The organism is Sphingomonas sp. (assembly GCF_019749955.1).
Taxonomy (GTDB): Bacteria; Pseudomonadota; Alphaproteobacteria; order Sphingomonadales; family Sphingomonadaceae; genus Sphingomonas.
Genome location: NZ_JAIEPC010000066.1, coordinates 1 through 12,519 on the forward strand (window position 1 = coordinate 1; position 12,519 = coordinate 12,519).

Genomic DNA, 12,519 nt, shown 5'->3' on the forward strand with positions numbered 1-12,519 from the left:
CCCGGCCACACCGTGCGCAGCGAATATCAGAAGGGCGGCGGCGTGCCGTGCCTGATCGCGGTCGCGCAGGAAGCCGAAGGGAAAGCGGGCAACGGCTATGCCAAGGCACTGGCGCTCTCCTACGCCAGCGCGCTCGGCGGTGGCCGCAGCGGCATCATCGAAACGACTTTCCGCGAGGAATGTGAGACCGATTTGTTCGGTGAGCAGGCGGTGCTGTGCGGCGGCATCACGCACCTGATCCAGGCCGGGTTCGAGACGCTGGTCGAGGCCGGATACGCGCCCGAAATGGCCTATTTCGAATGCCTCCACGAAACCAAGCTGATCGTCGATCTGCTGTACGAAGGCGGCATCGCCAACATGCGCTATTCGATCAGCAACACCGCCGAATATGGCGACATCAAAACCGGCCCGCGGATCATCACGGCGGAGACCAAGGCCGAAATGAAGCGCGTGCTCGCCGACATTCAGGCGGGGCGTTTCGTCAAGGATTTCGTGCTCGACAATCGCGCGGGGCAGCCCGAGTTGAAGGCGTCGCGCAAGGCAGCCGCCGCGCATCCGATCGAAAAAGTCGGGGCCGAGTTGCGCGCGATGATGCCGTGGATCGGCGCCAACAAGCTGGTCGACAAGGCCAGGAACTGATCGGGGCAGCGCGGTGCGGGCAGGGTCGCCTTACGGCTGGACTTGCCCGCCCGTTCGCGCCTAGAGTTTGCGAATGGCGTCCAACCTGTCTTCGCTGCTTCGACTTACGCGCCCTTAGGCGCGACCGTCTTCGCGTGCCGCTGGTGCGCACGATCCGCCTAAGGGCCATCCCCGACCCGAACGCCCATCGAGCCACCGCGAGTTGAGACCCATGTTGCCGATCGCATCAACCAAATACCGACCTTTCCCGACGATCGACTTGCCCGACCGGCAATGGCCGTCGCGCACGATCAGCGCCGCGCCCCGCTGGCTGTCGACCGATTTGCGCGATGGCAATCAGGCGCTGATCGATCCGATGGATGCCGAGAAAAAGACGCGGATGTTCGATCTGCTCTGCAAGATCGGCATGAAGGAAATCGAGGTCGGCTTCCCGAGCGCGGGCGCGACCGAGTTCGACTTTATCTCAGGCCTCGTCGCGGCGGGGCGCATTCCCGACGATGTGACCGTGCAGGTGCTCACCCAATCGCGGCGCGACCTGATCGAAACGAGCTTCCGGTCGCTTCAGGGCGTCCCGCGCGCGATCGTCCATCTCTACAATGCGGTCAGCCCGGCGTGGCGCAAGATCGTGTTCGGCATGACGCGCGATGAAGTGCGCGGCATCGCGGTTGAGGGCGCAAAAATCCTGCGCGATTGCGCCGCCGCTCAGCCCGACACCGACTGGCATTTCGAATATAGCCCCGAAACCTTCTCGACTGCCGAGCTCGATTTCTCGGTCGAAGTGTGCGCGGCGGTGATGGAGGTGCTTCGCCCGACGCCCGACCATCCGATCATTCTCAATCTGCCCGCCACGGTCGAATGCGCGACGCCCAATGTCTATGCCGACCAGATCGAATGGTTCGGTCGGCACATCCCCAATCGCGACAGCGTGGTGATTTCGCTTCACACGCATAATGATCGCGGCACCGGCGTCGCTGCTGCCGAGCTTGGCATCATGGCGGGTGCCGACCGCGTCGAGGGCTGCCTGCTCGGCAATGGCGAGCGCACGGGCAATTGCGACTTGGTGACAGTCGCGCTCAATATGTACACGCAAGGCATTGATCCAAAGCTGGATTTGTCGGACATCGACGCGGTCGTCAAAACGGTCGAATATTGCACCCACATCCCGATCCACCCGCGCACGCCCTATGCCGGCGATCTGGTGTTCACCGCCTTTTCGGGATCGCATCAGGACGCGATCAAAAAGGGTTTCGCGGCGCAGGAAGCGCGCAACGACCGTTTCTGGGAAGTGCCCTATCTGCCGATCGATCCCGCCGATCTTGGCCGCAGCTATGAAGCCGTGATCCGGGTCAATTCGCAGAGCGGCAAGGGCGGCGTTGCCTGGGTGATCGAGCAGGACAAGGGGTTGAAGCTGCCCAAGCGGCTCCAGGTCGATTTCAGCCGCCACGTCCAGGCGCTCGCTGACGATGTGAGCCGCGAGTTGAACGCGGCGGATATCTGGCAATTGTTCGAGGCGACCTATTTGCCCGGTGCGGGTGATCGCTTCGTGCTGCGCGATTATGAGGAAAGCGGCGCGGCGGGCCAGCGGGTGTTCGTCGGCCATGTCGCGATCGATGGCGAGGAACGGTCGATTTCGGGGCGTGGCAATGGCCTGATTTCAGGCGTGATCGCGGCGCTCGGCGAGAGCAGCGGGGCGGCGCTCGACGTGGTCGATTACAACGAGCACGCGATCGGCCACGGCGCTGATGCGCAGGCGGTCGCCTATGTCGAATGCCGCACCGCCGAGGGGCGCACCGTCTTCGGGGTCGGCATCGATACTGACATTGCGACCGCGAGCGTGCGCGCGGTGCTGAGCGCGGTCAACCGGGTTTAGCGCGAGACGGGGTGTGGGTTGGGTCGACCTACCCCCGCCGTTTGCCCTGAGCTTGTCGAAGGGCCTTTCTTCTTTTCCAACGGCCTGCACAAGAAGGACAGTGCTTCGACAAGCTCAGCACGAACGGATTGCAAAAGATTCCACCCGACTCGACGATGGCCTAGCGCCAGGCGGCGACGGCACAGGGGTGCAGGATTTGGTCACCGATGATCAGCGGGCCGTTGGTCAGGGCCGTGAGATCGAAGGACTCTGGCCCATAGTTGAAGGCGAAGGTCACGTCGCCCGCGCGTCTGATCCGGATGTCGCGTGGCAAGGCTGTAACCGACAGGCCGCTTTCCGCCGCCATTTCTAGGAGCAATCGCTCAAGCAACGCGGCGTCAGGCCAGCCCGCCAGATAGCGCAGCGATCCCGATCGATAGACAATCCCGCGCCCGTCGCTGAGCGCGATGTCGGAGGCGAGCTTGGTGTCGATATGTTCGAACCAGCGGGTGATTGCGAAGCCGTCGCCCGACTCGGTCAGCCCTTCGCGCAGCGATTCGACGCGCGGGATTAGAATCGGAATCGCGGCCTGAAGGGGGCCGGGGGGCAGGCCGTCGGCGATCTGGCAATCGCCGGTCCGGCTGCCACTGCGCGGACCGAATAGCACAGGGATATCGAGCTGCTGTAGTCGCGCCACCAGTGCCGCGTCGAGGATCGGCAGTGATGGCGCGACCACCATCTTGTACCCATCGAGCGCGGCGTCGGCTGGCAAAATATCGACATCGAGCCCGAGCCGCCGCAGCGCCGAATAACACTCAAACACCAGCTCCACATACCGAAAGCTGCGCCCCTGCGGCTGCGCCTCGAACAGCCACGCCGCTTCATAAGAAAACAGCAGCGCGACCGATTTCGCAGGCGCGCCGAGCTCGCCAAGCGTCGCCAGATCGCCGGCCGCCGCGCGCGCTTCATGCGCCCCCACGTCATCGACGCTGTCGGGACGGAGCAGTCCCGCGTGATGTATTTCCTGCCCGAACGGCGCCTGCCGCCAGCGGAAGTAGCTGACCAGCTCGGCGCCATGCGCGGCGGCTTCGAGCGTCCAGAGCCGCACCATGCCGGGGAGCGGCGACGGATTATGCGCGGCCCAGTTTACCGGCCCTGGCTGCTGCTCCATCACCCACCAGCGGCCCTTGGCGCAGCCGCGGTACAGGTCGTGGTGGAAGGCCGCGATATCGGGATGCCCCTGCCGCGCATAGCGCAGCTTGTCGTCGCGGCTGAACCAGAATTGCTCAAGAAAGCCGATCGGATAGCTGTCCCAGGTCGCGACATCGAGATCACGCGACACGGCGTGGTGATCGAATTCGGTGAAGAAGCCCATGTAATTATGGACGATATCGCGCCCCGGCGAAGCGCTGCGCAGAATGTCGACTTGCAGCCGGTTGAACGCCACCACTTCGTCCGAAGCAAAGCTGCGATAGTCGAGCACATGCGCCGGGTTCGGCTCGGTCACCGTGAGGTGGGGCGGGTCGATCTCGTCGAACGTGCGATATTCCTGGCTCCAAAAAACATTGCCCCAGGCGGTGTTGAGCGCGCCGGCATCGGGATAGCGCGCGGCCAGCCAGTGCCGAAAGCCCTGCGCCGCCGCTGCCGAGTAGCTGACGACGGTGTCGTGGCAGCCATATTCATTGTCGGTCTGCCACGCGACGATGCCCGGATGCCCGCCATAGCGTTCAGCCAGCGCCGCCACGATCCGCGCGCATGCGGCGCGATAGCCGCGATGCGAGAAGCAATAATGCCGCCGTGACCCGAACCGCCGCTCGCGCCCTTGCGCGTCGACCGCCAGCATATCGGGCATCGAATCGACCACCCATTTCGGCGGCGTCGCGGTCGGCGTGCCAAGGATGATGCCGAGCCCCGCCGCGTGCAGCGTCTCGATCGCGCGGTCGAGCCAGCCCCAGTCATAGCGGCCGGGCGCGGGCTCGATTCGGCTCCACGCAAATTCGCCGATCCGCACGCGGGTGAGGCCCATTTCGACCATCCGGCGCGCATCATCGGCCCAGATCGCCTCAGGCCAATGTTCGGGATAGTAGCAACAGCCGAGCCGCATCATCCGGCAAAATCCATGCGTTCGAGATAGAGGAGATGCGCGGTCGCCGGGCGCGACAAGGGCAGCACCAGCCCTGCCTCTCCCAGCATCCGTCCGCTCAGCGCCCAGTTCCCGACGCCATTCGGCGGGTCGTCAAAATCGGCGAGCGGAAAGGTGATGATGTATCGCATGTCGGGCTGCAACCCGGGGATGCGCACCGGCGGCGCATTGTAATCGTCGGCCATATCGGTGCGGGCGACCAAAGCGAGCGCGCGGCCGTTATGTTCGATCATCGTGCCGAAAAGGCCGGGGGCGTCGAACATCAATTCACTGACCGCTCCGTGATGCAACACCTCCCGGTAATGCTTGTAACAGGCGATATGCGCGGCGAGCACGGCGCGATCCTCCTCGCTCATCGCTGCCGGATCGGCCTCGACACCCATATGCCCGAACATCGCGACCTTGGCGCGGAACGCCATCGGCAGCGCGCGTCCGGTGATCGGGTTGGGGCTGGGGCCGACATGATTGCCCATTACCTCGGGCGGGAGGAACAGGCTCCAGGCCTGGTTGATGCGCAGCCGATCAATCGCGTCATTATTGTCGCTCGGCCAGACGCGGTGGCAGCGGCTGAGCATCGCGTAATCAATCCGCCCGCCGCCGCTCGCGCAGCTTTCGATTTCGACCTTGGGGTGAGCGGCGCGGAGCCGATCGATCAGCGCGTAGAGCGCGAGCGTCTGGGCATGGCCAGCGCCATCATTGGGGAAGAGATCGCGGTTATGATCCCACTTCAGATAGGCAATGCGGTGCGACGACAACAGGGTGTGCAGCACCTGATACAGGTGTTCGCTCACTTCGGGCCGGGCGAGATCGAGGACGAGTTGGTGCCGCTGAGTGGGTCGGTCAAAACCGGGCCGGTGCAGGCACCAATCGGGATGCGCGCGGTAGAGACCGCTGTCGGGGCTGACCATCTCGGGCTCGACCCACAGCCCGAAATCCATGCCGAGCTCGCCGACATAGTCGATCAGCCGGTCGAGCCCCTTGGGAAAACGCTCGGGATCGGGAGTCCAGTCGCCGAGGCTGGTCGTGTCGTCGCGGCGCCCGGCGAACCAGCCATCGTCGACCACGAAGCGCTCGGCGCCGATCGCGTACCCCGCGTCGGCCAGCCGCGCGAGCCGCATGTCGTCCATGTCAAAGGCGACGGCTTCCCAGCTGTTGAGGTGGACGCGCCGCACCGGCCAGTCCGCGTGATCGGGCAACACATCGGCGCGCAGATGCGCATGCATCGCGTGCCGCACGGCGTTGTAGCCGCCGCTGACGGTCGCCATGACCGCATCGGGGGTGGTGAAGCTCTCGCCGGGCGCCAGTATAATCTCGCCGGGGTCGAGCCGCGCGCTTATCTGGACGGTCGCCCCATCGGCGTCTCGCTCAATGACCGTTTCATGATCACCACTCCAGGCAAGGTGGAGCGCGATGCCTCGCCCTTGAACAGCACCGAGGCCCCCCTCATGCGCAATGAGCCAGTTCGCGCCGCCAAAACCGGGCCGCCCGCCGCGCGACTCGCCGCCGCTGCGGCCATAGGGGATCGGCGCCGTCGCTTCGTGCATCTCGCCCGCCCAGCGCCCGTGAAAGCGCGTCGCGTGGGTCGCCCAGCCCGGTAGCGGCAGCGCGAGGCTCGCTAACCGGTCGACTGCCAGCGGGGTGTCGCCAAGGTTCTCGATGGTCGTGCCAGCGCGCACCACGTCGCCCGAGGTGATCCGCCAATCGATTGTCACGCGGACGCCAGCGGCCACATCCTCCAGCACCAGATGCGCCGATCGCCCCGCGATCAGCGTGCCAGCGGCAAGCGTCAGGTAGGTCGCAAGCAACCGGTCACCCCGCCGCAGCGCCATCGCGGGCAGCCCCAGATAGCCGCGCCCCGCCTGCGGCCAGATCGTCGCGAGGCGCGGGACGTCGGGCTGCGATCCGTGTCTGCGCGGCTGGAGCGCCACATCGAGCGCGGTGAGTTGCTCATCATCGGGCAGCTTGCCACCGATGTAGCGGAGATAAAGCGACTCATCGATGTGCAAGCCAAACACCAGCGTGATCGCGTCGCCATCGATCCGGTAAGGATAGCAATCCAGTGCATCGCCGTCGGTTGGATCGCTCGCCATGGCGCGATCCTTGGCCAAGCCCCGCTTGCGCACAAGGGGGGAGTGCCTATGCTCGCGTGAAAATCGCGACGGGGAGAGGAACAACATGCAGGTAAACAGCGGCGTCCAGATGGGCGTGGCGATCCTGTTGCTCGCCGCAATTGCGTTTGCCACCTGGCTCAAGGTGCGCAGCGCGCGCCACGACGGCAGCGAGAAGGACGTCTATCTCGCGGGCGGCGGCCTCAGCTGGGTGTTCGTCGCGGGATCGATCACGCTCACCAACCTGTCGACCGATCAGCTCGTGGGGATGAACGGCAACCAGATGCTGCTGCTCGCCTGGTGGGAGATTTCGGGCTTTGTCGGGCTGCTGATCCTCGCCTTCATCTTCGTGCCGATTTACTATCGCAACAACTGCACGACCGTCACCGAGCTGCTCGACCGGCGGTACAAGGGCGACACCACCAGCGTTCGGACGCTGATTTCGGCGCTGTTCCTGTTCGGCAATATCCTGATTTACCTGCCGGCGGGCCTCTACAGCGGCGGGCTGTTCCTGCGCGCGCTGTTCGGGGGCGAGGTGCCGCTGATCGTCTTTGCCGGACTCATCGCGGTGATCAGCGCGGCCTATACGATTCTCGGCGGGCTGCGCGCAGTCGCGGTGATGGATACCTATTCGGGCTTTGGTGTGCTGGCGATCGCCGTGCTGATCGTCGTGCTGGCGGTGGCGGCGATCAACGGGGATTTCAGCGGCATTCCGGCTGAGCGCCTGACCTTCTTCGGCGGCAAGGATTCGCCGATTCCGTTCCACACCTTGTTCACCGGCATGATCTTTATCCAGATCTTCTACTGGTCGACCAACCAGAACATCACCCAAAAGGCGATGACCGCGCCCACCGTCGGCGAAGCGCAACGCGGCGTGCTGGCGGCGGCGGCGATCCGCATCATGATCATCCCGATCATCGTCACCGTGCCGGGCGTGGTGGCATATAAGCTGCTCGGCAATGTCGGCGACCAGGCTTATGGGCTGCTCGTCGCGAAGATCCTGCCGCCGTGGCTGGCGGGCGCGTTCGCGGCGATGATTGCTGCCGCCGTGATTGCCCATACCGCCGCCGTGCTCAATTCGACCGTCGCGCTTTATGCGGTCGACTTCCACGCCAAATTCGTCGGCAAAGTGAAGGACCAATGGCGGCTGAGCGCCGTCGTCACCGCGCTGGTGACGCTCAGCGCCATCGCGCTGGTGCCGCTCTATGAAAATGCGACGAGCATCATCAACTTGCTGCAAAAGCTCAACGGGCTGTCGTCGATGCCGATCCTGTCGGCGTTCATCGTCGGGCTGTTGTTTCGCGGTGTCCGGGGCAATGCCGCGACCGCAGGGGTGGTGTGGGGCGTGGCGCTCTATGGCCTGTTCACCTTCGTGCTCGAGCCGCAGCATCTGATAACCTTGCATTACATCGATTTCATGGTCGTCACGCTCTTCAGCTCGGTTGCGGTCGCGTTGGTCGTCAACCGGCTGACGGGCGGGCGCGCGTCGTTGATCGGGCGGCGCGCGGCGGCGTGAGCACCCCGACCGACACGCCGCACCGGCGGCGCAACCCGCTGAACGGGGAGTGGGTGCTGGTGTCGCCGCATCGGCTCGCGCGGCCGTGGCAGGGGCAGGAGGATGCACCCGACCGCAGCAGCGGGTCGTCGCATGATCTCGGCTGCTATCTCTGCCCCGGCAACGCGCGCGCGGGCGGCCAGCACAACCCCGATTATGCAGGGACCTTCGTGTTCGACAACGACTTTGCCGCCGTGCTGCCTGGGACATCCGAAGCATCGAGCGATGACCCGCTGTTCGCGACCGAGACGGCGCATGGGGTGGCGCGCGTGATCTGCTATTCGCCCGATCATGCGCGCACGATGCCCGAGTTGTCGCAAACAGCGGTGCGCGGGATCGTCGATTGCTGGTGCGCCGAGAGCGCCGCGCTTGGGCAGCGCTATCGCTCGGTCCAGATTTTCGAGAATAAGGGCGCGATGATGGGCTGTTCGAACCCGCATCCGCACGGCCAAATCTGGGCGACGGTGCATGTGCCGCACGAAACCGCGACCGAGGATGCGACCCAGCGCGCCTATCGCGACCGCCACGCCGCGCCGATGCTGCTCGATCTCGCCAAGCGAGAAGCGGGCGGCGCGCGTGAGGTGGCGTCCAATGCGGATTGGCTCGCGATCGTGCCGTTCTGGGCGAGCTGGCCGTTCGAGGTTCTGCTGGTCCCGCGCTTTGCGATCCAGCGCATGCCCGATCTGGCGCCGGACCAGCGCGACAGCCTCGCCGATATCCTGCGCCGCCTGACCGCGCGCTACGACAATTTGTTCGCGACGCGTTTTCCCTATTCGATGGGCTGGCACGGCGCGCCCTTTGGCGACGCGGAGGTCGAGCATTGGCAGCTTCACGCACATTTCTATCCGCCGTTGTTGCGCTCGGCGAGCGTGCGCAAATTCATGGTCGGCTATGAAATGCTCGCCGAGCCGCAGCGCGACCTGACCCCTGAAGCCGCTGCCGCGATGCTGCGCGCTGTGCCGGACGTATTGGCATGAGCCCCGACGAGCGCGCCATCGCCGCGTATCGCGCCGCCTATGGCGACGCGCCGACCCGGCTCGTCCACGCCCCCGGCCGCGTAAATCTGATCGGCGAGCATACCGACTATAATGACGGCTTCGTCCTGCCCTGCGCGATCGACCGGGGGACGGCCGTGGCGGTCGGTGCCGGGCCGAGGGGGATGATCGAAGTCGTTAGTGCTGATTATGGCGAAACCGACCGGTTCGACCCGGCCGCGCCGTTCGCGCCCGCGCGCGGCTGGCGCACGCACGTCCGCGCCGTCGCCGCCGTGTTTCGCGCGCGCGGCATCGCGGTTGATGGCATGCGGATCGGCATCGCGGGGGACGTCCCGCAAGGCGCCGGGCTGTCGTCATCGGCCTCGCTCGGCGTCGCGCTGGCGGCTGCTTTCGACCGTGCGGGAGCGCTCGGTCGCACCGAACTCGCGCTGATCGCCCAAGCCGCCGAGAATGATTTCGTCGGTTGCGCCTGCGGTAACATGGACCAGCTGATCGCGGCGCATGGGCAGGCTGGGGCGGCGCTGCTGATCGATTGCCGCTCGCTTGAGGCGACGCCGGTGCCGCTGCCCGATGCGATGGCGGTGCTGATCGTCCATTCGGGCATCACGCGCGGGCTGGTCGACAGCGCCTATAACGGACGCCGCGCGGCGTGCGAGGCGGTCGCCGCCCATTTCGGTATCGCCGCTTTGCGCGATCTCGACAGTGCCACGCTGGCGGCGGGCGAGGGCGATCTCGACCCGGTCGCCTTTCGCCGCGCGCGGCATGTCGTGACCGAGAATGCGCGCACACACGCCATGCCCGCCGCGCTCGCCGCGAGCGACTTTGCCGCCATCGGCGCGCTGATGACGGCGTCGCACGCCTCGATGCGCGACGATTTCGAAATTACGCCGCCCGAAATCGATCGGCTGGTCGCGACGATTTCGGACGCGCTGGGCGGGATGGGCGGGGTACGCATGACCGGCGGCGGCTTTGGCGGCTGTGTGGTCGCGATCACACGCCAGGAGCTGATTCCCGATCTGATCGCGGCGGCGATGCGTCATTTCGACGCGGTGGGGCGGGCACCCGGCCTGATCCACAGCTGCCGGCCGAGTGGGGGGGTGAGGGTGGTTGAGCTGGTTTAGTGGTGGCCGGCCAACTGCGCTTCATCAGTCTTTCATTGTAGGAAAACCTCTGCAACCATTGCTGCGCGCTCTTTGACAATCGAACCAGACTCGCCGCGCGCGAGGCGCCGTGAGGGCTGACCCCCCTGGGATGGTCGTGACTTTTGTGACTTTTTGCGTGGACAGGGCTTTCGCGAAGCATGTGTTTCGGCTGGATCGTGATGGCGGGATTGGTGAGGTCGCTTGCGCTTCCGTCACCAAAGTTGACTTCGCTGCTCGGACGAGTTGAATCCTTGGTGAGGTCGCTTGCGCTTCCGTCACCAAAGCACAAATCGTCCCCCGGACGATTTGAGTCTTTGGTGACCCCTACGGGGGGGACGAAGAAAAAGTCAAGCTAGCAAAAACATGGACTTAATGACCGCAGCACGTTGCGATTATATCAGTTTTGTATCAGCTTTCCGGCTCACCGCAGGGACACTTCCAGCCGCCTGGCGGCGGAAAATGGAACAGTTCGGTTGAAGACTCCCGACCGCAATCTCAGCGGCTGTGAGAACCTTTGATCGTCCGCCTCGGGTAGAACACGAACCCGCTGCGCGGGAGGGCGCGTGCGGCGCGGTTAAGGTGGGGGAACGGTCGTTGCGCGCTGGTTGAGCGCTGCGGGAAGCAAGCAGAGCATCGGGGTTCCAACAAAAGGAGCCCTGCCATGAACATCATCTTACCCGTCGTTGTCGTCAGCCCGCTACGCCAGCGTCTCATCGACGAGATCGAGATGCGGCGGTTTTGCCGCGAAACGGAGCGCAACGACATCCGCGACGTCGGGCGGTTCGCCACGTTCCTGAGCCGCTCGCCCGACACCGCAACGGCGGAGGATGGGCGACGCTTGCAGGTCGAGCAGTCCGACCAGGGCGTACCGGTGCCGACCATGAACAGCATCGTGTCGGCGTTGCGGTTCTTCTTCCTGCACACGCTGCGGCACTGCTTCGCCACGCACCTACTCGAGGACGGGATCGACGTGCGGATCATCCAGGCACGGCTTGGCCACGCGAAGCTGCACACCACGGCCCATTACACCAAGGTCGCCACCCGGACGATGCGGAACGTGACCGGTCCGCTCCACAAGCTGACGATGGTCACCACCGAGGGAAGAGCACCCGGCGGCTGAGCCGGTGCGCACCTCCCTTGAGGTCGCCGACATCTTCCGCGCCGCCGGTCCTGCAAATCGGGCGGGCCATGCCGGACACCTGAGCCTGGAACTCCGTTATCCGCTCTCTCATTTGGCTGGCGCGCGGCGACGGAAACCGACAAAATCGGCGGGTTAACAATCACCCCAACCCGCCCAACTCCGAAACCCCCATAGGACACCGCTTGCGGCCCGCAGGTTCGGGCCTCCCAGAGTTTCGTACGCCGGCAGGCGCCCGAAACTCTTCAGGAGAAACGGAATGGCCGCTTTGGAGCTCGCATATTGCAGAAGCGGTCGCTTCTTCATGAAGCTCACGACGGCAGCTACGCGCCCGGCTAGGCCGCGTTCAAAATCTGAATACGACGCGCGCCCAGAAACTGCTTCCGGTTCATCCCTCCGTCCCGTCTTTGGGTCGGACTCTCGCTCCAACCGGCGGAAAGAAAGGAGGTGACGTCACAGGGAAGCTGGAGATCGCCGGTCGTTCAGCCGAGTTTCATTCCTGCCACGGCAGCCGCCTTGGTAACGAATTTCATCACCTGTTCGCCGCCGCCCTCATACAGATGCTGGCCCGCCGGATCGGAGATTTCAGCGAAATGGGCGGCAACATTTTCGGGCGTGCAGTCGTCCGGGGCAAAGCAGACGCCTTCCGTTTCATGGATATAGGTCCGCGCAAAACCGCCCGCCGTCGCATCGAGAATAACCCGCGAAGGCCCGTCCTCGCTGACGAGATAGAGCAGGCCGGGCGTCACAAGCTCGGGCTTCATAAGCGCGACGACGGGCGGCGGCAGCAGCTCCTCGGTCATCCGCGTTGCGGCACCGGGCGCCAGCGTATTGATGCGGATGTTGTTCTTGGCGCCTTCGATGTGCAGCACATTCATCAGGCCGATCACCGCCATCTTGGCCGCGCCATAGTTGGACTGGCCGAAATTGCCGTAAATGCCCGATGACGA

9 protein-coding genes are annotated in these 12,519 nt (G+C 64.9%); 6 read left to right on the plus strand and 3 right to left on the minus strand.

Annotation, left to right across the window (positions count from 1 at the left end; genetic code table 11):
- Positions 1-639 (plus strand): ketol-acid reductoisomerase (ilvC, locus tag K2W81_RS12685; protein ID WP_294104834.1); only part of this gene is annotated, 639 nt, incomplete at its 5' end.
- A gap of 211 nt (positions 640-850) precedes the next feature.
- Complete coding sequence (leuA, locus tag K2W81_RS12690) at positions 851-2,509, plus strand: 2-isopropylmalate synthase (protein WP_294104835.1); 1,659 nt, start codon at positions 851-853, stop codon at positions 2,507-2,509.
- Positions 2,510-2,669: 160 nt separating this feature from the next.
- Here leuA and K2W81_RS12695 read toward each other — a convergent pair whose 3' ends face one another.
- Both K2W81_RS12695 and K2W81_RS12700 read right to left on the minus strand, forming a co-directional pair.
- Complete coding sequence (locus tag K2W81_RS12695) at positions 2,670-4,595, minus strand: beta-galactosidase (RefSeq protein WP_294104837.1); 1,926 nt, start codon at positions 4,593-4,595, stop codon at positions 2,670-2,672.
- Positions 4,592-6,721: an alpha-galactosidase gene (locus K2W81_RS12700; RefSeq protein ID WP_294104839.1), complete on the minus strand. Its 2,130-nt coding sequence runs from the start codon at positions 6,719-6,721 to the stop codon at positions 4,592-4,594. Before K2W81_RS12700 ends, K2W81_RS12695 begins: the two co-directional genes overlap by 4 nt.
- Before the next feature lie 85 nt (positions 6,722-6,806).
- On the opposite strand from K2W81_RS12700, the gene K2W81_RS12705 reads away from it, so the two are divergent.
- From K2W81_RS12705 to K2W81_RS12720, 4 genes are all read left to right on the plus strand, one after another.
- A complete protein-coding gene (locus tag K2W81_RS12705; RefSeq protein WP_294104841.1) occupies positions 6,807-8,255 on the plus strand; it encodes an SLC5 family protein in 1,449 nt (482 codons plus the stop codon).
- Positions 8,252-9,271 carry a UDP-glucose--hexose-1-phosphate uridylyltransferase gene (locus tag K2W81_RS12710; RefSeq protein ID WP_294104842.1) on the plus strand — a complete coding sequence of 340 codons (1,020 nt, stop codon included), beginning with the start codon at positions 8,252-8,254 and terminating at the stop codon, positions 9,269-9,271. Before K2W81_RS12705 ends, K2W81_RS12710 begins: the two co-directional genes overlap by 4 nt.
- Positions 9,268-10,410, plus strand: a complete 1,143-nt coding sequence (gene galK / locus K2W81_RS12715) for a galactokinase (RefSeq protein WP_294104844.1) — start codon at positions 9,268-9,270, stop codon at positions 10,408-10,410. The genes K2W81_RS12710 and galK overlap by 4 nt, the downstream gene beginning before the upstream one ends.
- Positions 10,411-11,092: 682 nt before the next feature.
- Positions 11,093-11,551 carry a tyrosine-type recombinase/integrase gene (locus K2W81_RS12720; protein WP_294104846.1) on the plus strand — a complete coding sequence of 153 codons (459 nt, stop codon included), beginning with the start codon at positions 11,093-11,095 and terminating at the stop codon, positions 11,549-11,551.
- 500 nt (positions 11,552-12,051) lie between these two features.
- Here K2W81_RS12720 and K2W81_RS12725 read toward each other — a convergent pair.
- Positions 12,052-12,519, minus strand: a 468-nt coding sequence (locus tag K2W81_RS12725) for an SDR family NAD(P)-dependent oxidoreductase (RefSeq protein WP_294104848.1), incomplete at its 5' end; no start/stop codon positions are given.